Source organism: Cellulomonas sp. P22, from assembly GCF_044392165.1.
On record NZ_JBISBW010000007.1, the window covers coordinates 348922 to 369601 of the forward strand.

23 protein-coding genes are annotated in these 20680 nt (G+C 73.2%); 11 read left to right on the plus strand and 12 right to left on the minus strand.

Going from position 1 to position 20680, the window contains the following annotated elements; translation table 11 throughout:
- Positions 1-15: 15 nt before the first annotated feature.
- From ACGIF2_RS10580 to ACGIF2_RS10600, 5 genes are all read right to left on the minus strand, one after another.
- Complete coding sequence (locus ACGIF2_RS10580; protein WP_396046316.1) at positions 16-432, minus strand: hypothetical protein; 417 nt, start codon at positions 430-432, stop codon at positions 16-18.
- Positions 433-767: 335 nt separating this feature from the next.
- A complete protein-coding gene (locus tag ACGIF2_RS10585) occupies positions 768-5219 on the minus strand; it encodes a hypothetical protein (RefSeq protein ID WP_396046318.1) in 4452 nt (1483 codons plus the stop codon).
- Positions 5220-5231: 12 nt separating this feature from the next.
- Positions 5232-6023, minus strand: a complete 792-nt coding sequence (locus tag ACGIF2_RS10590) for a hypothetical protein (RefSeq protein ID WP_396046320.1) — start codon at positions 6021-6023, stop codon at positions 5232-5234.
- On the minus strand, positions 6020-7537 hold the full coding sequence (locus tag ACGIF2_RS10595) for a hypothetical protein (protein ID WP_396046322.1): 1518 nt from the start codon (positions 7535-7537) through the stop codon (positions 6020-6022). Before ACGIF2_RS10595 ends, ACGIF2_RS10590 begins: the two co-directional genes overlap by 4 nt.
- A 91-nt stretch (positions 7538-7628) precedes the next feature.
- Positions 7629-7835: a hypothetical protein gene (locus ACGIF2_RS10600; RefSeq protein ID WP_396046324.1), complete on the minus strand. Its 207-nt coding sequence runs from the start codon at positions 7833-7835 to the stop codon at positions 7629-7631.
- A gap of 193 nt (positions 7836-8028) precedes the next feature.
- On the opposite strand from ACGIF2_RS10600, the gene ACGIF2_RS10605 reads away from it, so the two are divergent.
- The 6 genes from ACGIF2_RS10605 to ACGIF2_RS10630 all read left to right on the plus strand — a co-directional run bounded on the left by ACGIF2_RS10605 (position 8029) and on the right by ACGIF2_RS10630 (position 12354).
- Positions 8029-9108 (plus strand): peptidoglycan-binding protein, encoded by a 1080-nt coding sequence (locus ACGIF2_RS10605; RefSeq protein ID WP_396046326.1) that lies wholly within the window; start codon positions 8029-8031, stop codon positions 9106-9108.
- A complete protein-coding gene (locus tag ACGIF2_RS10610) occupies positions 9098-9760 on the plus strand; it encodes an ABC transporter ATP-binding protein (protein ID WP_396046328.1) in 663 nt (220 codons plus the stop codon). Before ACGIF2_RS10605 ends, ACGIF2_RS10610 begins: the two co-directional genes overlap by 11 nt.
- Positions 9757-10851, plus strand: coding sequence for an FtsX-like permease family protein (locus ACGIF2_RS10615; RefSeq protein WP_396046330.1), 1095 nt, complete (start codon positions 9757-9759; stop codon positions 10849-10851). The genes ACGIF2_RS10610 and ACGIF2_RS10615 overlap by 4 nt, the downstream gene beginning before the upstream one ends.
- A 61-nt stretch (positions 10852-10912) precedes the next feature.
- Positions 10913-11299 (plus strand): hypothetical protein, encoded by a 387-nt coding sequence (locus tag ACGIF2_RS10620; protein ID WP_396046332.1) that lies wholly within the window; start codon positions 10913-10915, stop codon positions 11297-11299.
- Positions 11300-11341: 42 nt separating this feature from the next.
- The gene (locus tag ACGIF2_RS10625) at positions 11342-11698 is read left to right on the plus strand and encodes an ArsR/SmtB family transcription factor (protein WP_396046334.1); all 357 of its coding nucleotides are present in this window, start codon (positions 11342-11344) and stop codon (positions 11696-11698) included.
- A complete protein-coding gene (locus ACGIF2_RS10630; protein ID WP_396046336.1) occupies positions 11695-12354 on the plus strand; it encodes a cation transporter in 660 nt (219 codons plus the stop codon). Before ACGIF2_RS10625 ends, ACGIF2_RS10630 begins: the two co-directional genes overlap by 4 nt.
- Before the next feature lie 16 nt (positions 12355-12370).
- Here the strand turns inward: ACGIF2_RS10630 and ACGIF2_RS10635 are convergent, their stop codons facing one another.
- Complete coding sequence (locus ACGIF2_RS10635) at positions 12371-13579, minus strand: Fic family protein (protein ID WP_396046338.1); 1209 nt, start codon at positions 13577-13579, stop codon at positions 12371-12373.
- Positions 13580-13756: 177 nt separating this feature from the next.
- Between ACGIF2_RS10635 and ACGIF2_RS10640 the strand changes: the two genes are divergently transcribed.
- Entirely contained in the window at positions 13757-14038 is a 282-nt protein-coding gene (locus ACGIF2_RS10640) for a hypothetical protein (RefSeq protein WP_396046340.1), read from the plus strand.
- 6 nt (positions 14039-14044) lie between these two features.
- Here ACGIF2_RS10640 and ACGIF2_RS10645 read toward each other — a convergent pair whose 3' ends face one another.
- Positions 14045-14620 carry an NADPH-dependent FMN reductase gene (locus tag ACGIF2_RS10645; RefSeq protein ID WP_396046342.1) on the minus strand — a complete coding sequence of 192 codons (576 nt, stop codon included), beginning with the start codon at positions 14618-14620 and terminating at the stop codon, positions 14045-14047.
- Between the two features lie 56 nt (positions 14621-14676).
- Between ACGIF2_RS10645 and ACGIF2_RS10650 the strand changes: the two genes are divergently transcribed.
- Positions 14677-15024, plus strand: coding sequence for a winged helix-turn-helix transcriptional regulator (locus ACGIF2_RS10650; protein WP_396046344.1), 348 nt, complete (start codon positions 14677-14679; stop codon positions 15022-15024).
- A 51-nt stretch (positions 15025-15075) separates the two neighbouring features.
- Positions 15076-15771: a vancomycin high temperature exclusion protein gene (locus ACGIF2_RS10655; protein ID WP_396046346.1), complete on the plus strand. Its 696-nt coding sequence runs from the start codon at positions 15076-15078 to the stop codon at positions 15769-15771.
- Positions 15772-15809: 38 nt separating this feature from the next.
- Here the strand turns inward: ACGIF2_RS10655 and ACGIF2_RS10660 are convergent, their stop codons facing one another.
- The 5 genes from ACGIF2_RS10660 to ACGIF2_RS10680 form a co-directional block, all read right to left on the minus strand.
- Positions 15810-16322 (minus strand): hypothetical protein, encoded by a 513-nt coding sequence (locus tag ACGIF2_RS10660; protein WP_396046348.1) that lies wholly within the window; start codon positions 16320-16322, stop codon positions 15810-15812.
- A complete protein-coding gene (locus ACGIF2_RS10665; RefSeq protein WP_396046350.1) occupies positions 16319-16660 on the minus strand; it encodes a hypothetical protein in 342 nt (113 codons plus the stop codon). The genes ACGIF2_RS10660 and ACGIF2_RS10665 overlap by 4 nt, the downstream gene beginning before the upstream one ends.
- Positions 16661-16746: 86 nt before the next feature.
- Positions 16747-17991 (minus strand): ADP-ribosyltransferase, encoded by a 1245-nt coding sequence (locus tag ACGIF2_RS10670; RefSeq protein ID WP_396046352.1) that lies wholly within the window; start codon positions 17989-17991, stop codon positions 16747-16749.
- 140 nt (positions 17992-18131) lie between these two features.
- On the minus strand, positions 18132-18455 hold the full coding sequence (locus tag ACGIF2_RS10675) for a type VII secretion target (RefSeq protein WP_396046354.1): 324 nt from the start codon (positions 18453-18455) through the stop codon (positions 18132-18134).
- Positions 18452-18829: a YbaB/EbfC family nucleoid-associated protein gene (locus ACGIF2_RS10680; RefSeq protein WP_396046356.1), complete on the minus strand. Its 378-nt coding sequence runs from the start codon at positions 18827-18829 to the stop codon at positions 18452-18454. The genes ACGIF2_RS10675 and ACGIF2_RS10680 overlap by 4 nt, the downstream gene beginning before the upstream one ends.
- Before the next feature lie 168 nt (positions 18830-18997).
- Here ACGIF2_RS10680 and ACGIF2_RS10685 point away from each other — a divergent pair, with 168 nt between their 5' ends.
- The gene (locus tag ACGIF2_RS10685) at positions 18998-19414 is read left to right on the plus strand and encodes a VOC family protein (protein WP_396046358.1); all 417 of its coding nucleotides are present in this window, start codon (positions 18998-19000) and stop codon (positions 19412-19414) included.
- 9 nt (positions 19415-19423) lie between these two features.
- Positions 19424-20545, plus strand: coding sequence for a GNAT family N-acetyltransferase (locus ACGIF2_RS10690; RefSeq protein WP_396046360.1), 1122 nt, complete (start codon positions 19424-19426; stop codon positions 20543-20545).
- Positions 20546-20680: the final 135 nt, after the last annotated feature.

Sequence of the window (20680 nt, forward strand, 5' to 3'; positions counted from 1 at the left end):
TCGCCTCCCTACGCTCTACGAGCCCCACATCAGGTCGGACGGCGTGTTCGGTGGGCAGTCCCGCAGCAGGTTGCTCGGTGTCGCCGGGAGCTGGTTGTAGGGGTTCCACCGGGCGGTGTCCCACGTACCGAGGAATGTCGCCTCGGCGGGGATCCCGGTGATGTCGTACCCGTGGTCGGCGAGGCAGGCGACGAGGGTGTCGGTGAGGTAGGTGTAGGCGATCTTCTTCTGCGCCTCGGTGATCCTGCTGTCGTCCTGCGCGGGGTCGGTGGGGTACTCGGCTGCGCACGTGTAGGCCGCGAGCCCGTAGGCCTCCTTCTGCCCGGCGGGAGTCTCCACCCGCCATCCCTGACCGTCCTCGGTCAGGGTCGCGGGGAACCCGGCGGCGGTCAGGCAGTCGATCTGGGTCTGCGCGGTGTCGGCCTGGCTCACGAGCCGGATGCGGTCGACCTGCGGTGGGTCTGTGACCGAGAAGGTGGCAGCGCGCTCTGCGAGCCAGACGTCGAGGTCAGCCTGATCTTGGGCCGACAGTGTCCGGTCGGTGGACGTCGTCGCCGCAGGGGTCGTGAGTCCCTCGGGGTCCGATCCCGCCGAGCACCCCGTCAGTGCACAGGCCCCGACCAGGACCACGCACGCCATTGCCGTTCCCAGCTTCATCGCTGCCCCTGCCCGATGGTCGCCGTCGCCACGGGAGCGACACGGGGCACAAGTTAGCAGCACCTCCCGCTCGCCACGCCGCCTCTGCGCTCCCGGACATGCACTGCAGGTCAGGGCGCGCCAGTCGCTGCCGCGGGCTTGCGGTAGACGCGGGCGCTGGTGAGCCGGCCGGTGCCGTCCTCCTCGCCCAGGGCGTCGAGCAGCGCGCGGATCTCGTCCTCGACCGTGAGGTAGCGCATGCCGGTGCGCAGGTCGCGGTCGTTGCGCAGGCGCACGATCAGCGGGAACACCGACAGCGCGTTCGTGTCGAACAGGCCCGTCGTGTAGACGAGCTGGACGCCGAGCGCCGACGCGACCCCGAGCTGCAGGTCGAGCAGGTAGCCGGCCGACGCGCGCCCGATGGGGTTGTCGAGGAACAGCACCCCGGCGTGGCGGCGCCCCGACATGCCCCGTTCGTTGGCCCGCAGCGCGGCCATGGTGCAGTACAGGACGATCGCGGCGGTGAGCAGCTGGCCGCCCGAGAACACGTGCGCGACGTCGGAGATCCGCACCCGCTCGGTGCGCAGCGACGCGTCGGGCTTGAGCATCTCGACGCGGACGCCCTGCGGCAGCGCCGCGTGCACACCCTGCAGCAGCAGGCTCATGCCGTCGCGCTTCCCGGGTCCCTTGCCGCGCTCCCGGGCCCCCGCGGCGGCGTCGATCACGCCGCCCAGCAGCTCGTCGAGCAGGGCAGGGTCGGGGTCAGAGAAGCGGATCCGCAGGAACCTCTGCCCGCCCCAGTCGCCCAGCGTCTCGGGCAGCGCGGAGACCTTCTCGGCGCTGCGCAGCGTCGCGAGGGCCACCTCGACGAGCCCGCGCAGGCGCGCGGTGAGCTGGGTGCGGTGCCGGTCGATCTGGGCCAGGTCGTCGCCGAGGGTGCGCAGGCGGGGGCGCAGGGCCTCCTCCCACTCGGCGGCGTGACCGGGCAGGTCGTCGAGGTCGACATCGCGCACCTGGCGCTGCACCAGCGAGTCGACCGCGTCGAAGCGCGGGCTCGCGGCGTACCGGCTGAGCGCCTTGGACGCGTCGCGCAGCTCGGCCGAGGCCTCGGTCAGGCGGGTGCGGGCGGTTGCGGCGTCGCGGAGCACCTGGTCGCAGCGTTCGCGTGCGAGGTGGTGGTCGCCCGCGAACGGCTCGGCGGCCTCCTCGTCGATGGCGTCGGGCCGGTGCTCGCGCACCCGCTCGGCGACCACGCCGTACACGTCGACGTCGCGCTGCAGCTCGGCGACCTGCTCGGCCGCGTCACGCAGGTGCCGCTGCGCCTCCTCGTGACGCTCGCCCGCGGCGGCCTCGTCGACCGCGGCGCGTGCGACCAGCCCGTCGCCGTGCTCGACGTCCTCGGGGGCGCCGTACGGCTCGAGCGGCCGGTCGTGGCGCGGGTAGCGCTGGTGGTCGGCGCGCAGCCGGCCGATCTCCTCGGCCTCCTCGCGCACGCGGGCCTCGAGCTCGCGGACCCGGGCCGTGGCCCGGCGACCTGCGGCGGCGCGCGCGGACGTGTCGCCGCCGTCCGGGGTCGCGAGCAGCGTCACCGCGAGCGCGCGGGTCGCGGGGGCCAGCCCCTCGACCGCGGCGCGAGCGTCGGACTCGAGCACCTCGGCGCGTTCCAGGTCGACCCGCAGGTCGGTGCCGACCTCGACCTTGGCGTAGGCGTCGACAGCGGCCCGGTAGGCGGCGCGCAGCGTCGGGACGTCCTCCGCGGGGGCGGTCCCGTCCGCGTGCACGGCCGAGCCGCCACCGGCGACCCCGGAGATCTCGGCGCGCGCGTCGTCCGCGTTGCGGGCCTGGGCGTGCCGGTCGCCGTGCGTCGCCTCGAGCTGCTCGCGCAGCACGGCGACCCGGCGGCGGGCGTCGGCGGCCGCGGCCTCGGCACGGTCGGCGTCCTCGCGCGCGGCCGCGAGCGCACGCGTCGAGGCGGCGAGGTGCTCGACGTCGCGTGCCAGGACCGTGATGCGGCTGGTCAGGCGGCGTGCGGCCTCCTGCTCGGCGCGCAGGGCGTCGAGGGTCTGTGCGATCTCGTGCGCGGCCTGCTCGGCCGCGTCGAGCTGCGCCTGTGCGGCGTGCGCGCGGGTGTCCGCCTCGGCCAGGGCGCGGGCCGTGGCGTCGGCGGCGTCGGCCAGGTCGTCCAGGGTGTCGGCGGGGTACGCCTCGCACCAGCGCTCGAGGCGCCCCGCGAGCGTGCGGTCGGCGTCGATCTGCGCGGCCAGCTCGTCGAGCCGGGCCATGCGCTGCTCGTGCACCTGCTCGAGGTGCTGGCGCTCGGCCTCGGCCAGGTCGTCGTCGTACATCGCCGGGTTGGGCGGCACGATCAGACCCAGGCCCGCGGGCTGCGGCACGTCGAGCTGCGCGAGCGTGGCCGTGCTGCCGACCACCACGACGCTGCGCGGCAGCAGCCGGGCGTCGGTGAGCACCTCGCGCGCGCGGTCGAGGTGCTGCGGTGCCAGCACGACCCCGTCGATGAGGTGCGGGTACGCCGCGAGCGCGCGCTGCTGGTCGGCCGCGGGCATCTGGGACAGGTGCTCCCAGCCGGCAGCGGACGGGATGCCCGCGCGCTCGAGCTCGTCCTTGACGGCCGCGACGTCGGCCGAGGGTGGCAGCAGGCCACCCGTGCCGAGGGCGTCGAGCACCCGGCGGTCGGCCGCGTCGGCCATCCGCAGGTGCATGCGCTCCTGGTCGGCAGCGGCGACCGCGGCCACCAGCCGCTCCTGGAGCGCCGCGACGTCGGCCGGCAGCCGCACGTCGGGCGACCCGAGCAGCGCCGCGAGCCGCTCCTCGCCCGCGAGCGCGGCGGTCTGCTCGGTCGCTGCGCGGTGCGCCGACACGGCGGCGGCGGCCGCGTACCGGGCCTCGCTGAGGGCCTGGTCGGCGGTGCGAGCGGCCTGCGCGGCCGCGACCCGCTCGTCGGAGGCCTGGCGCTGGCCGGACTCGGCCTCACGCACCCGGTCGGTCACGGCCCGCTCGGCCTGCTCGGCCTGGCGCACGGCCGCAGCCGGCTCCTGACCTGCCGCCAGGGCGCCGTCCTCGACGGCCGCGACGACAGCCGCCCGGGCGGCCTGGATGCGCTCGTCGAGCTCGTCGGCGCGGGCGCCGTGCGTACCCGCGGCCCGGCCGTGCGCGTCGGCCTCGGTGCTCACCGCGGCGATCTGCGCACGCAGGTCCTCGGCGCGTGCGTCGGCCGCCGTGACCAGCGCGTCGGCCGCCGCCGCCCGGGCCAGCAGGCCCTGCACGAGCCGGGTCGCCGCGGATTCGCGTGCCGCGAGCGCCGGGGCGGCCTTGCTCTCCTGGTCCCCCACGACCGCGCGCAGCGCCGCGGCCCGCTGCTGGGCCTCGCCGAGCGCGAGCAGCGCGTCGGTGACCCGCCACGCCTCGACGGTCGTGCGTGCCTCGTCGAGCTCGGCGTCGAGCTCGGCCGCACCCCGCTCGGCCTGCGCGAGCCGCAGCCCCGCGACCCGGCGACGCAGCTCGGCGACGACCTCCCGCAGGCGCCGGTGCTCGTGCTCGGCGGCCCGCTCGCGCTCCTGCGCCGTCTCGAAGCCGTCCCGCAGCAGCCCGACGCGCGCCTCCTCCTGGGCCAGCCGCGCGCGGATGCCCGCCGCGAACCGTCCCGCGGCCCGCGCGGCGTGCGCGTCGGCCGTCGCGGCCGTGCGGGCGGCCTCGGCGGCCCCGGCCAGCGGGGTCAGACGCTCGAGGGCACCCGCGACGAAGTCGTGCTCGGCGCCCAGCGCGTCGCGCTGCGAGAGCGTCGAGGCGTACCCGTCGAGCACGTCCGCGAGGCTGCGCGGGTCCTCCTCGTCGGTCACCGACGTGAGCAGCCAGTCGACGAACGCCTCGTCGCTCTTGAACGTGAACGCGTCGGCGGCCTCGCCCTCGCCCGCGTTCATGGTGCGCTGGTACGCGAACAGCTCGGAGTCCAGGCCCAGGGTGTTCAGGTGCTCGGTCCACACGCCGTGCGTCTGCTCCCACACGAGCCGCAGCGCCGGGTCGTCCTTGTGCGCGTCGGCCAGCCGGTCGCGGAAGCCCGCGAGCTCGACCAGGCGGCCGTCCTCGGTGAGCGGCAGCGTGTCGAGCGACAGCGCGGCGGTGGGACGGAACGAGTACCAGTTCTCGACCAGCCGGGTCGGGTCCGAGGACACCGCGTGCCCGCGCCACGCCGAGACCTTGCCCGTCACGACGACCTCACCGGTCACCGTGTGCTGCCACTCGAGGGCCACGTGCGCGACGTCGCCCGCGAGCACGAAGTTCTCGAGCGCACGCGAGTTCGTGGTCCCCACGACCTGCCGCTTGCCGGGCAGCATCACCGAGAAGATCAGCTTGATCAGCACCGACTTGCCGTTGCCGTTCTCGGCGAACAGCACCGACGCGGGCGACGGGCGACGCGGCGTGCGCCCGGAAGGGTCGTCGAAGAACGACGGCTGCGCGGGACCGGTCACGGGGGCGCCGACCCCCCGCAGGTCGATCGTGACGTCCTGGTAGCGCGCAGCCTTGGGACCGACGGAGTGCAGGCGCACCCGGGAGAGCTCGTACATGGGGTGCTGACCTCAGAGGGTGTCGGAGTGGACGGCGTGCAGCGTGCCGCCGGGGCTGGAGACCGTCACGACGCCCAGGTCGATCAGCTCGCGGAACGCGGCGTTGGCCGCGAGCTCACGGACCTGGACCTGGAACCGGGGCGTGGTCCGGTACGCGCCACCGTTCTCGTCGCTGCGCGTCACCAGGAACCCCTGCTCGGCGAGGAACCGGACCGCCTTGGCGACCATGCCGCGCGTGGTGTCCGATGCCGCCCGGCCGTCCTTGGTGCCGGCCGTCGCGGGGCGCCGCGCGTACGCACGCCAGGCCCGTTCGAGCTCGGGAGCCGTCTCGAGCGGGTCGTGGTTCTCCTCGGCCTGCGCCGCGCGCTCGTCGAGCACCCGGCACGCGTCGCGCACCACGCCGTCGACCTGGTCGACAGTCACGTACCCGACATAGGCGTCGTTCGCGAGGTCGTCGGGCCGCGGGAACGCGAGCGCCGCGACCGCGAGGTGCGCGAGGCCGTGCACCACCTTGTCGGTGCCGCGGCTCGAGAGCGCTGTCCGCTTGGCGTACTCCTCGATGCGCACCGCGAACACCGAGTCCTCCCGCGGCGCGAGCACGATGCCCGATCGCGGGTCCACGGCCAGGACCAGCAGGTTCAGGCCCGCTGCGACGGCCTTGACCAGGTCAGCGAACGTGTCGTCCTCGCCGTGCCGGCGCACCAGGTCGGCGTACTCCAGGTCGCGCGCGGGCACCTGGCGGGGGCGCATGCCCCACTCGACCAGGCGGGCTGCGGCGGCGACGTCGTCCGTCAGGGTGCTCATGCGACTGCCTCTTCGTCCTGGTCGTGCGTGATGGTGTCGTCGGGCGCGGCCGCGTCGACCACCCGGGCCGACGGCTCGATCGTCGCGAGCCCCACGATGAGGTCCGCGCCCCCGTACTCCGGGTCGTCGAGCTCGGTGCCGTCGTCGACCGCGACGAGCACCTGGTCGTCGCCCTGCCGCTGCGCTGTGCTGACCTCGGGGTCCATCGCGTGCAGCACGCGCAGCGCGACCAGGTGCGGCAGCGCCGGGTCGAACGTGCGGGCCTCGGCGAGCAGCGCCGACAGCCGCCGCGGGACGCCGTCGACCGTGAGCAGCCGGTCCGCCTCGTCCCACAGGGCCGCGCTGAACACGTCGGGGTCCTCGGCCGGGGCCAGGTCCGGATCGGGCAGCACGTCACCCAGGTCGTCGTGCTCGACGGGCGGGGCGAGCAGCATGTAGACCACGTCGATGAGGCGCGGGAGGCCGTGCACCGCGACGCCGGTGCCCGATCGGAAGAACGCTCCGGTCACCTTCGTCGCGTCCGCGACGGGCAGCTCGAGGGTCGGCATCAGCAGCTGGCCGAACAGGTCGACGGTCTCCCGGCGTGGGGGCCCCGAGAACTGCTGGCGGTCCTGCTCGGCACGGAACGTGGCGCCCGCCCGCTGCAGGTGCGCCTGGAGCTGGGAGTGGCGGCGCACGCACTCCTTGACGATGTCGACCAGCTCGGCGGCCTTGCGCTTGTGCACCGGGTCGTCGGCCTCGTCGCGCGCCGACGTGATGTTCGTGAGGATCGACGTCTCGGCGCGGAACCTGGCGGCGACGTGGGTCAGGGCCTCGTCGATGAGGTCCGGCACCTCGCGCGCCCAGTCCACCGACCGCACGTCGCGCCGGGTGGCCTCGAGCTGGCGCCGCAGCCGGTCCGCGTACTGGATGGTCCGCAAGCGGGCCTCGATCGCGACGGCCTGGGCGTCCGAGAGCCGGCCCCCCGCGATCAGCGCCTCGAGCTTCGTCTCCGCGGCCTCCTGCGCCGACTCCACGTCGGTGTCCAGCGCGCCCACCAGCACGTTGATCGCCTCGTCGGTCGAGCGCAGGTACACGTCACCCTCGGCCGAGACGAGCTCGACGAGCAGCTTGAACGTCCACGTCCGCCGCTCGTACTCCCCGCCCGCACCGATCGACCCGTACACGACCTCGAAGCCGCGGTCCTGCGACCCCACGTTGATCAGGTTGTCGAGCACCCACCGCGCCACCCGGTCGTGCTCCGCACCGTCCCGGTCCGGCGCCTGCGACGCGACGAACGGCCGGGTCCGGGCGACCACCAGCTCATGGTCCGCGCCACGGTCGAAGTCCATCGCGATCGTCACCTGGTCGATCAGGTGCAGCGCGATCTCGGCCATCTGGTACCGGTCCGCCTCGGCCCACTCGAGCAGCCCCTTGCGGGTGTCCAGGTCGTGCAGCGGCGCCGTGCACGCCAGGGCCTTCATCCTGCGGGTCATCGGGTCGTCCGACGTGTGTCCCAGGCCCGCACCGATCATGCACGGACGGTATCCCGTGGGGCCCCGAACCTCCGCACCGGCGCCGATGGCCCAGCCCGGAGCCGGACGGTCCGCGAGCGGGCGTCCGGCGTCATTCGCCCCAGATCAGCGCCGGAGGCGTGTTCATGGGGCAGGCCTTCCACAGCGCCTCCCACGCTTCGAGGGGGGCCTCGTCCTGCGGCGAGAGACTCCTCGCTCCCGTGGGGGTGGGCGTCGGTGCGTCTCCCGACGCCGTGCAGCCGCCCAGCACCAGCACGCCCGCCATCGCCATCGCCGCCGCCTCGCTCCGGATCCGCATCCGCCATCTCCCGCGACGTGCCGGCACCCCCGTCCGGCGAATCTCCCACAGGTGCGCGACCGACAGGGGGCGTTTCGCGAGGGCGGCACCAAACCACCTCCGCGTCGATGGACGCCGTGCGATGCTGGCGCGGCTCGCTGGATGTCAGGACGAAGGGGCCCCTGTGCAGACTGGGCGGCAAGGCAGCAGACCCGTGCGTTGGCTCGCACTGACGGTCGTGGTCGCACTGGCGGTCGCGGGCGGCTGGTGGGCGGGGCGCCAGACCGCCACGGCACCGCCCGACGCCGCCCAGGAGCAGGCGACGGTCCTCGCCACGGTCACCCAGGTCAGCGTCGGGCGGACCACGACGTACAACGCGACGGTGACCCAGCCGTTCGACCTGGTCGCGTCGAACGTGCTCAGCGGCGTGGTGACGTCGGTCGGTGCGCTCGACGACGTCCAGGTCGGCGACGAGCTGTACGCCGTGGGCGCGGACGTCGTGCGGGCGGTCGTGGGCGACGTCCCGTTCTGGCGCGACCTGGCCGAAGGCACGACGGGCGCGGACGTGCTGCAGCTCGAGCAGGCGCTGTCCGTGCTCGGGCACCTGGGCGCGACGCCCGACGAGAAGTTCGGGCCGGGCACGACGCGGGCCGTGCGGGCCTGGCAGAAGGCCACCGGGCAGGAGCAGACGGGCACCGTGCGGCTCGGCCTGCTCGTCGCGCTACCGTCGCTGCCCGCCACCGTGGTCCTCGACGAGGCGATCCGGCGCGGGCTCCAGCTGACCGGCGGCGAGCCGGCCGTCACGGCACGCGTCCGCGACCCCGAGTTCACGCTCGTCCTGACCTCAGACCAGGCGAACCTCATCCCGCCGGCGGCGCAGCTCGACGTGCTGCTCGACGGCATGACGTGGCCCGCGGTCATCACCGGCGTCGCGCCCGGCACCTCGAACGACGGCCAGGTGGTGCTGCTGCTCGCCGCGCCCGACGGCTCGCTCGTCTGCGGCGCGCAGTGCGGGCTGCTGCCCCGTCAGGAGACCACCTACCTCACGGCCCAGGTGCACGTCGTGCCCCAGGTCGACGGCCCGGGGGTCCCGGCGGCCGCCGTGCACACCGATGCGAGCGGAGGCGCGTACGTCCTCGGGCCCGACGGGCAGCAGCGTCCCGTGACCGTCCGCGGCTCGGGCGACGGGATGGCGGTCGTCGACGGGCTCGCGCTCGGGGACCAGGTCGTCGTCGTGGGGACCGACCCGGTGGGAGCGGCAGCGGCGGCGACGGGGACCGTCGGTGACAGCTGACGACGTGGCCGCGCAGCTGGCGGTCCGTGACCTGACCTTCGCCTACCGCCGACGCGGCGCCGAGGAGCTGTTCGGCGGACTCACGCACACCTTCACCCCGGGGGCTGTGACCGCCGTGACCGGACCGTCGGGGCGCGGCAAGTCGACCCTCCTGTACGTGCTGGGGCTCATGCTGCGGCCCGTCCGGGGTGAGGTGCACGTCGCTGGCCGGCGCGCCGACACCCTGTCCGACGCGCGGCGCTCCGCGGTGCGCTCCGAGCGCATCGGCTTCGTGTTCCAGGACGCGGTGCTCGACCCCACCCGGACCGTGCTGGAGGGCGTGCTCGAACCGACGCTGTACGCGGGCCGTCCCACGCCCGAGGGTCGAGGTCGCGCACTGGCGCTGCTCGACCGGCTCGGGGTCGAGGCGCGCGCGGACCACCGGCCCGGCGAGATCTCGGGCGGCCAGGCCCAGCGCGTCGCGGTCGCACGGGCTCTGGTCAACGACCCGGCGATCGTGCTGGCCGACGAGCCCACCGGCAACCTCGACCACGACAACGCCACGATCGTGCTCGACGCCCTGCGGGAGGCCGCGTCGACCGGCCGAACCGTGGTGGTCGCCACCCACGATCCCTTCGTGCTCGCCCGCGCCGACGAGGTGCTCGCCCTGTGACCCTGACCTCGCTCCTGCGCGAGGCCGTGCGATCGGCCCGGGCGTCGCTCGTCCCCTCGACGCTCGTCGCGGTCCTCGTCGCGGTCATGTGCGCGTCCACGCTCCTCACCGTCGGACGCGCCGCCGCCGCGGAGGGCGAGGTCCAGGCGCGGATCGAGCAGGCGGGATCGCGCAGGCTTCAGGTCACGGACGTGAAGGATCTGGGGTTCCTTACAGGCTCGGTCGTCGCTCTGGTCGCGGGCCTGGACACCGCCGAGCGGGTCGTCGGACGCTCGGTGCCGGTCGACGTCACCAACGCGCGCATCGGCTCGGGCGGCTCAGTGGCGCCGGCGTGGACGCTCACGGGGGACCTCACCGACGCGGTCGAGCTCGTCGAGGGGCGCTGGCCCGGGCCGGGCGAGGCCGTGGTCGCCGCGGACGCGCTCCCGACCCTGGGCATGGACTCCCCCGCGGGTGCCGTCGCGAGCGCCGACGGGAAATTGAGCGCCTCCGTCGTCGGCACGTTCCGGGCCCGCGAGCCCTACACCGACCTCGACGCGGGCGTGGTCCTCGCGGCAGCCTCGGGCCAGACGGCCCGCACCCTCGACGTCGTGGCGACCACGGCGTCGAGCGCAGCCGCGACCCAGCGCGCGGTGCTCCTGCTGCTGGGCCGCACGGACACCACCGACCTGACCATCACCTCCCCGAAGTCGCTCGCCGAGATCCAGGGCGCCGTGCTGGGCGACCTCTCGCGCTTCAACCGTGCCGCGATGCTGGCGGTGATGTCGGCGGGGGCGCTGCTCGTGGCCGTCGTCGCGCTCGCCGACGTTCTGCTGCATCGGCGCGACATCGGCCGCCGCCGGGCTCTCGGCGCCCCTCGCTGGGTCGTGACCGGGCTGGTCGTCGCCCGCACCACCCTCGCCGCGACCGTCGGCGCCGCCCTGGGCGTGGGTGCGGCGCTGGTCGTGCTGTCCCGCGCGCAGCAGGTGCCCGACACCCCCTTCGTTCTCGCGGTCGCGATCCTCGGGGTCCTGGCCGCCGCCACCGCCACGCTGCCGCCCGCTCTCGTCGCGGCTCACCAGGACCCGGTCGGGGTGCTCCGCACCCCCTGACGACCGTTCTCGACCCAACCGCCGGCCACCGTGGACCGGGCAAGCCATCGAGGAGGAACCCGTGGAGCCCATGCAGAAGTGGCTCGGCATCGCGGCGAGCGTCGCGTTCCTCGCCCTTGCCGGTCTGGCTCTGCGCTCGTCGTGGCGTTCGGCTGCTTCCGGTGGCCGGGTGCGGTGGCTGGTGGGCGTCGCCTCCGTGCTGCTCGTGCTCGTCTGCTGGATGCTGACGCTGGTCCCGCAGCAGGTCGATACGGCGAACGGCACGGTGACGTGCATCGAGGAGCCGCTGTTCGGGATGTCGGCACGCTCCCAGCTGTCCAGCCCGGGCTGCGTCAGGGTGAACCGGTGGGTGACGGGACTCAGCCTCGCGGGTGCATCGGCGGTCGTGGTCACGGGCGTCTTGGTGCTGCGGGCAGCCGAACGTCGGAGCAGCGCCCGGCTCGCGTAAGCAGGGGCGAGTTTGGTACAGCCGCGGCTGTATGGTCAGCGGGTGCTGACCATCGCCTCACGCCTCGACGTGATGAACCGGTTGGGCCGCGCCATGGCCGACCCCACCCGCTCGCGGATCCTGATGAGCCTGCTGGAGGGCCCGAACTACCCGGCCACCCTGGCGCGCGACCTCGACTTGACCCGGTCGAACGTCTCGAACCACCTGACCTGCCTGCGTGACTGCGGGATCGTCGTCGGCGTGCCCGAGGGCCGCCAGACCCGGTACGAGATCAGCGATCACCGGCTGGCCACCGCGCTGACGCTGCTGCTCGACGTGACCCTCGCCGTCGACGAGGGAGCACCCTGCCTCGACGACGGCTGCACGGCGCCCGGCTGCGACGCGGAGTGCGCCCGATGAGCGAGCTCACCACCGCCCGGCGGGCCACGCTGCACCGTCGCGTGCGGGGCATCGTCGCGTTCACGATCACCTACAACGTCATCGAAGCCGTCGTGGCGATCACGGCGGGCTCGCTCGCGTCCTCGGCGGCGCTCCTCGGGTTCGGGCTGGACTCCGTCATCGAGGTCGCCTCCGCTGCCGCGGTGGCGTGGCAGTTCACCCGCGCGGACCCCGAGCGGTGGGAGAAGGTCACGGTCAAGGCGATCGCGGTCGCGTTCTTCGCCCTGGCCGCCTACGTGAGCGTCGACGCCGTGCTCAACCTGGCCGGGGTGGGCGACGTCGACCACAGCCCGCTCGGCATCGGCATCGCGACCGCGAGCCTGCTGGTCATGCCGGCGCTGGCCTGGTTCGAGATCCGCACCGGACGCCAGCTCGGCTCGCGGTCCGTGCAGGCCGACGCGAAGCAGCTCCTGCTGTGCTGCTACCTGTCCGGCGCCGTGCTGGTGGGACTGCTGGCGAACACCCTGTTCGGCTGGGCCTGGGCCGACTCCGTGGCCGCGCTCGTGGTCGCCGTCCTCGCGGTGCGCGAGGGCCTGGAGGCGTGGGGCGGCGAGCTCGAGTCGCCGTTCGAGGTGCTCGAGGCCCTCGACGAGGACGCGGCGCAGCGCGCGGACTGACGATGCCGCAGCCCCGTCAGCGCATCGATCCGTTCCGCGACTGAGGTTGGCCCGCTTCCGGCTCATAGCCCATGGGGGCCTCCATCACGGCGAACACCCGAGGTGCGAACCAGTGCTCGCGCCCTCCTCGCCCGTAGTTGCCCAGGCTCTGCAGCCACCCCCGCGCCTCCGCTGCCTTGATGAGGTTCCTCGCGCCCTGGTGCGTCAGGTCGAGTTCTCGCTGCACGGACCGAACGGTGACGTACGGGTTCTGCACGATCATCTCCACGAGGCGCGGAAGGCTCGATCGGCCCTTGATCGCGTCCGAGTGGTACTCCTCACGGATCTCGATGAGCTGGCGCGAACGGGCTACCGCATCGTCGGCCTGGTGCTTCACGGCCCCCAGGAAGAACATGAGCCACCCCTCGGCGTCTCCTTCTTCGCGCACCGCCTGCAGCCGGGCGTAGTACGCCTCCCTGTGCGTCTCGAAGTAGTTGGACAGATAGAGCAGCGGCAGGGGCAGCCGTCCGCGCGACATCAGGACGAGATTGATCAGGAGTCTCCCGATGCGGCCGTTGCCGTCGAGGAAGGGGTGGATCGTCTCGAACTGATAGTGCATCAATGCTGCCTGAACGAGCGCCGGCAACGCCTCGCCGTCGTCGTTGACGAAGACCTCCCAGTCGCGCAGCAGGTCCGGAAGGTGCACCGGGAGCGGGGGGACGAAGGTCGCCGAGTCGGGTGTCGCTCCCGGCGTTCCCACCCAGACCGGCGACGTCCTGAACTCACCTGGGCTCTTCTCCTCTCCACGAACTCCCTGCATCAAGGTGGCGTGCACCTCGAGAACGAGGCGCTGCGTGATCGGCAGACTCTTCGCCAGCTCGTATGCCACCCGAGTGGCGTCGAGGTATCGCTGCACCTCGTTGGTGTCGTCGTCCCGAGACTCCTCGTCGATCTCCGCCTGGAGAACGTCGGAGAGCGACGCCTGGGTGCCCTCGATGCGCGAGCTGGCCAGAGCCTCCCTGCGCAGGTAGGGCCCGATGAGCAGACCTGGGTCGCGAATCAGCATGCCGAGGCCCTGGAGGTGTCCCAGCGCTGCGTCCGCGTCGGACAGCGCGACGACGACCCGCTGGTCAAGCTCGAGACGCCGCGGGATCTGCTTCGGCAGGTAGTAGGTGAACGCCCAGGTGTTGCCTGGTTCGCGCGCTGGCGCACCGAAGGCACTGTCCGCAAATCTTGCTGCATCCACCCCGGCAACCTACAACCAAATCAGCGTTCGACTTGTAGGTTCGGGCCGACGATGCCAGTCGAGTTGCAGTGTCGAGGCGAACCTGCAAGCCCGAGGCCGCAACAGTTGCAGCGTCAGGCGGAGCGAGGGCGACGATCGCCATCTTGTTCGTACAGGTGTTCGAGTTACCGTGTGGTCATGTCGGTCGACTGGAGCCGTTGGTCGCGCGTCGGGCGCGTCGGGTGGGAGCGGGTGCCCCCGCCGCGCTGCCCGCTGTGCGGCCTGCGGTGGACGGCGCGCGGACCGGGGCGTCCGGCGGAGCGCAACGTCGGCTGCACGTGCACCGCGCAACGGCGGCACACGGTGTGGCGGTGCCCGTCGTGCGGGGCGTTCGCGGCCGAGGGCTGCACCGACGTGACGCTCTGGGTCAGGTCGACCGCGCCCGTCGACCTGCCCGATGCGCTGCGGGCGACGGTGTGAGGCAAGTCAGGCGACTCGGGCCTGCGCGGGCTCGGCGCGGTGCCGGCGGGCGAACGTGACGAACGTGTCGAGGAAGCGGTCGAGGTGCTCGCCGAGCAGCTCCTGCGGCGCGCCCGTCTCGTCGAACGAGTCGATCCCTACCTGCAGGTACATCTCGGGCTGGCCGAGCAGCACGACGTCGAGCACCGGCAGGATCGAGCGCAGGTGCGCCTGGGCCGCCGCGGTGCCAACCGCGCCGGGTGAGGCGCCGAGGATGGCCGCGGGCTTGTGGGCCAGCACGTTGGTGCCGCGCGGGTGGCTCGCGAAGTCGATCGCGTTCTTGAGCGCCGCGGGGATGCTGCGGTTGTGCTCGGGGGTGACGAAGAGCAGCGCGTCGGTCGCGGCGACGTCCGCCTTGAAGCGCACCGCGGACTGCGGGTAGTCGACCTCCATGTCCCTGTTGAACAGGGGCAGCTCACCGATGGTGATCTCGGTGATCTTCACGCCCTCGGGGGCGCGGGCGGCCAGCGCCTCGGCGAGCCGACGGTTGAGGGAGCCCTGCGCGAGGCTCCCGACGAGACACCCGATCTGAAGATCCGTCACCGCTGTCTGCCCACTTCTTGATTCGAAGCAACTCCTGATCCCGTAGTCTCACACAGATGACGGCCGACGCGGAGCGCAACGCCCTCGCCCGCGCCTTCGCCCTCCTCGGCAAACGGTGGAACGGCGTGATCCTCGGCGCGCTCGCCGACGGCACGTCCGCCTACTCCGCGTTGCGTCGCGCGGTCGGCGTGAGCGACTCGGTGCTGGCAGGTCGGCTCGCCGAGCTCGTCGCCGCGGGCGTCGTCATCCGCGACGTCGACCCGGGCCCGCCCGTGGCGGTGCGGTACTCGCTCACCGCATCGGGCCAGGCGCTCGTCCCCGCGCTCCGTGCGGTCGCCGCGTGGGCCGCGACGCACCTGCCGGGCGACGATCCCGGATCCCCGGCCGATCTTCCGCGCGGCTGAACCCGCCCGCGAACCGGCCCGGACGGACGTGGTGGCGGCCATGATGAGCCGATGACGACCGGGCCGACGCTGCGGGACCGCCTCACCGCGCACCCCTGGCGGACGGCAGGGGCCGTCGTGCTCGCGGCCGCCGTGGTGCTGGTCGGCATTCCGGTGGCCTGGGTGCAGCTCTCCCCCGGCTCACGCGTCCACTCGCTCGAGGACGTGCCCGACGCGCCGGTCGCCCTCGTGCTCGGCGCCGGGCTGCGCCCCGACGGCACCCCGTCGCTGTTCCTCAGCCGACGCCTCGACATCGCCCGCGAGCTCTACGAGCGGGGCAGCGTGCGCGCGATCCTGGTCTCGGGAGACAACTCACGCGTCGAATACGACGAACCGACCGCGATGAGCACCTGGCTGATCGAGCACGGCGTCCCCGCGGAGGCCGTGGTGCTCGACTACGCGGGCCTCGACACGCACGACACGTGCGTGCGGGCGCACGAGATCTTCGGCGTCGAGAGCGCGGTCGTCGTCACGCAGGACTACCACCTGCGCCGCGCGCTGTTCTCGTGCACCCACGCAGGGATCGACGCGTCGGGCATCGGGGCGCCCTCCGCGAGCGAGTCGCTGACCCGGTCGGTGAAGTACCGGCTGCGCGAGGTGCCCGCCGCGATGAAGGCAGCCCTCGACGCGGCGACGGGCCGCCGGCCCGTGCACCTCGGACCGTTCGAGCCAGGGGTCGACGAGGCGCTCGCCCGATCAGCCGACTGACCGCCCGGGTCCCGGACCGGCGGGGACGGCGCGGAGGCTCACCGGAGCTCGGCGACCTGAGCGGCCCACGGCCCGACGAACTTCCCGGGCTGACCGACCTCGATCGGCGCCGCCGCGAGCGACTGCTGGACCGTCCGGGCCACCCGCGCGGTCAGCTCGGCCAGGGTGTCACCCCACTCGGTGGGCGTCGGAGTGGTGCCCGCGACGTCGAGCTCCTCGAGCACCAGCACCGGCACCGCGATCCCCGGCACCTCGAACTCCGTCAGCCGATGCCACACCGAACCGGGGCGCACCACGATCTCGGCGTCGGCGGGACGCTCCGCGAACACCGAGACGTCGCGGCCCGTGCGGTTCAGCAGCGCCAGGAGCCGCCCCGCCGTGAAGTTCTCGCTCGCGACCCGCGCGTCACGCGACGCCGCGAGCACCCCCGTCACCACGCCCAGCGGCGGCGGCTCCACCTCACCGGCGGCCAGACCGCGGAACGCGATCCCGTTGAACGCAGGCAGCTTGTCGATCGCATCCAGGAACCTGCCCAGTGCCGACTCACTCATCGCCGATCCTCTCCTTCGGGCCGCTCCGCGGCTCGCTCGCGTTCACGTGCGCGGATGACGCTCGGACGCTCGTCCTCCGGCAGCAGGTTCCCATGGCCGTCGTAGTCGTAGATCAGCTCCGAATCCCACGTCGGCGGCTCGATCGGCGGATCGAACACCACGTGCGTGCCGTCCGACAGGGTCATGCCGACCGTCCGCGTGATGACCGGCATCTGTCCCTTCCTGCGGCTGATCTTGCTCGGGTCGAAAGGGCCGTGAGCACGCTCGTACCGCGCGGTCTTCCACTCGGTTTCAGCCCGTTCACGTGCTGCCCGATCAGCCGGGTCGAGCGCCATCACCTCCGCCCACGTCATACCGGACAATCCCCCGGGGTCAATCTCCTCATCAGGCGTGGGCGTCGGCTCCTCGCGGATCCTCCGAAATCTCATGACGTGCCCCCCTCAGCAACTAACTGCCAGACCCCACCCGGGTCCATCACTCGGTCGAGCACCCGGAGTCTCGTTCCGGGGAGCAACAGGATCTCACTCTCCCCATCAAAATGGGAGAGTTGCTGAACATCAACCCCGCGCACCCCTCTCTGAAGTGTGATGAATACGTTCCCGCCGTTTCGGACTCTAAATTCCTCTGCGACCGCTCGACTGGTGCTGGTGCTCCAGAATGCTGAATCTGAGACAATCTCCCCCGGTTGCCATTCATCGAGGACCTGAGGTGGGAACTTCGCACCTCGAAAAACCCGCTCGCTGCTCTGAGGGAGCTTTCCGAGCCCTGCCACGGCATCGTCGATGTCCCGTTGAATTCGCGCTGCGCCCTGCGGTGAGAACGTCGACGTGCCTCGCAAGAAGCCGTTCATCTCCTCATACCCGGGCTCGGTGGTGTAACGATAGATCGCCTTCACCTCGTCGGGCGTGAGGTCGGGATGGCGACCGGCGACGGCGTCGGCCCACGCGTCGAGGTCTCCCCCGTCCCGTGGGTGGTGGAGGTCGGAGATGTCGGGCAGGGCCGTCCGGGCCGGCGGCGCCGAGGGCAGACGGGTCGGCGGGGGGACGTCACCCACGTCGGGGCGCTTGGTGCGGACGTTGCCGGCGAGCTGCCGCAGGGCGTCCTTCATGGCCTCGAGCAGGTTCTTCAGCGACTTCGCCGAGGTGATCACGTCGGTGACGGACCTGCCGACCTTGGTGGCCAGCGAGCTGACACGGGTCGAGACCTGCCCGACGATCACCGGGGTGGCCAGCCCGAGGGTGAACACCGCCTCGGTCGCCCAGGAGATGATCGAGCCGACCAGCTGGGCCAGGGTGTCGCGCACCAGGTCGTGCACCACCTGCACCACCATCGCGCAGGTCGTCAGCGCCGATCCCATCGCCGACGCCGAGTCGCCGGTGACCCGGATGCGCTCGGCGAGCGCGTCGGCGTAGGCCGCGTAGGCGGTGATCGACTCCCCCGACATGTGTTCCAGGTCGGCCCGCACCACCCGGACGAGCTCGTCCCCGGCCGAACCCATCGCCCCGGCGACGTTGTCCCACGTCCCCGCGAAGCTCAGCACCGCTCCGGCATCACCGGTCAGATCGTTGAGCCACCCCTTGAGCGGCTGCAGGTGCTCCATCAACCAGCCCAGGCCCGCCGCGATCAACGACCCCAACGGGTCGATCACCGTCGCCGCGACGTCCAGCACGGCCCCGACCCCGGCCATGCCCGTCGACAGCCACGAGCCGGACTCGAGGGCCGAGCACAGATCCGCCACCGACTCCACGACGCCCAGGCCACCGAACGCCGACGAGGTGTTGACCGGCCCCACGACCAGCGGGTTGGCGCTCACCGGTCGAGCGCCTCGAGCAGGCCTCGGAGGGCGTCCTGCACCCGCTCGTCGACCGCATCGATGGATCGCGCCATCGACCCCAGCTCGCCGACCATGGCGTCGGACGCGTCGTGGACCGCCGAGATCGCCTGCCGCGCGGCGTCGTCCACGCCCTGCACGATCAGCGGCAGGAACGAGCACAGCAGCCCGAACGCCCCGCCGTGGAGGTCTGTCGTGGCCGCGGCGGCCTGCGCGGTCGCCAGGTCGGAGGTGACCTGCTGGACCCGGACCCCGTGGCGGCGCAGCACCTCGGTGTCCACGACCATCGCGTCGGCGCTCATCGGGACGCCTCGCGCGCGTCGAGCTCGGCGCGCAGCTGGCTGCTGATGGCCGATCCCTCGCCGTAGGCGTCGTCGGTCACCGCCACGGCGCGCCGTCCCGCGTCCCGAGCGGCGGCGTCGACCGTGTCGCGGATCAGCGCCGCGAGGTCGTCCGACCGCAGCGCCGTCGCCGCATCGGCGAGCACCAGGCCCGTCAGCCGACCCGTCGCGTCGACCTCGGCCTCTACCTCGCCGCGTGGGCTGCGCGCCCGCCCGCGGACCCGGTCGATCGACGCCTTGACCTCTCCAGCCCGCCGGGCCCGCTCCTGCGCCTCGGCGATGTCACGCTGCACCTTGGCGATCGCCGCATCCGGGTCGTCGTAGAAGGCCGTCACGCGCGGCAGGCTATCGACCGATGCGGCCTTTCAGGCGGTCTGTCCCCCGATCGGTCCAGCCACGAAGGTGCCGGCGCAGATCGCCACCTCCCTGCGAGGCGCCCGACGGCGGCCCGGTCTAGGGTCCGAAGGACGGGCCTCGCCCGGGGCCCACCCCAGGGGGCGAACATGAGCGCACAAGGTGACGGCACCTCGAGCCTGTCGTCGATCACCGGCATCCGCACCGTCGTGGTGCCCGTCACGGACATGGACCAGGCGGTGGCGTTCTGGACGGACGCCCTCGGCTTCGAGGTCCAGATGGACAGCACGTTCGGCGAGGACCAGCGCTGGGTCGAGATCGCCGCGCGCGACGCCGGCACCGGTGCCACGACCATCGGCCTGACGAGCGGCGGCGGGCTGTCCACCGGGGTGAACACCGGCATCCGGCTGACCACCGACGACGCCGCCGCGGCGTGGACCGTGCTCGCGGACCTCGGGGTCGACGTGGACGACCTGCTCGCCCTGCCCGGCACGCCGCCGATGTTCACGTTCCGCGACGGGGACGGCAACGAGCTGGTCGTGGTCGAGGTCCCCTCGGCGCTCTAGCCTCGGACGATGACCTCGCGGACGACCTCCTGGACCCTGCGGAGCACGCCCGTCCCCGACTCGCTCGACGCCGAGGACGCCTGGCTGCTGCGCGGCAGCGGTGAGGTGGCGACCGAGAGCCTGCTCGACAGCTGGGGCAACACCGACCAGGCGCTGACCACGGACGAGTACCGGGTGTGGCTCGCCGACCAGCGCTACGCCCGCAAGACCTTCCTCGTCGCGGTGCGGAACGACCCGCACGACGCGCCCGACCCGGCCCGCGTGCTCGGGGTCGCCCGGGTCCAGATGCCGCTCGCGGACAACACCTTCACGGCGTTCGTCGACGTGGCCGTTCGACCAGCGGCGCGGCGCGGCGGGATCGGCAGGGCGCTGCACGCCGCCGCGCTCGACCTCGTCCGGGATGCCGGACGCACGTACGTCACGGCCTCGACCGACCAGCGGGCCGAACCGGCACCCGGGCCGTCGACGCTAGTGCCCGCGACCGGGCACGGCCTCGTGGACCGGGACCAGCCCGGTGTCCGGCTCGCGCTGTCGCAGCAGTACGCGCTCGAGCAGGTCGCGCGGTACTCGGTGCTCGACGTCCCGCTCGACCCCGTACGGCTCGCCGAGCTCGGCACCCGGGCAGCGGCAGCCGCCGGCCCCGACTACCGCACGGTCTCGTGGGAGGGCCGCTGCCCCGAGCACCTGGTCGCGGGGTTCGCGGCGCTGCTGGCCCGGATGAGCACGGACGACCCGCACGGTGACCTCAAGATCGAGGAGGAGGTCTGGGACGCCGCCCGGGTCGAGGCGATGCAGGACCAGCTCGAGCGGCGCGGACGGCAGTACCGGGTGACCGCCGCGGAGCACGTGCCCTCCCGTCGGCTCGTGGCGTTCACGTCGTTCGTGTGCCCGACGCACTCCCGGGAGTACGTCGAGCAGGACGAGACGCTCGTGCTGCGCGAGCACCGGGGCCACCGGCTCGGCATGCTCGTCAAGGTGGTCAACCTGCAGCGCCTCGCGACCTCCCGGCCCGAGGTCCGCCGCGTCGGCACGTGGAACGCCCAGGAGAACGCGCACATGCTCGCCATCAACACCGCGCTCGGCTTCCGCGCCGCGGGCGGGTCGGGCGAGTGGCAGCGGCGCCTCGGCTGACCGTCACCGACGAAGCGGCGAGTGGGCCGAGCTCGCTGACCTCGACGTCACACGCGTGCAGACGGTGCGGACGAGCAGATCGAACAGCTCGCCCGCGTCGGGCGTGCCACGACCCTCCCCTAGCCCGTCGTCCTC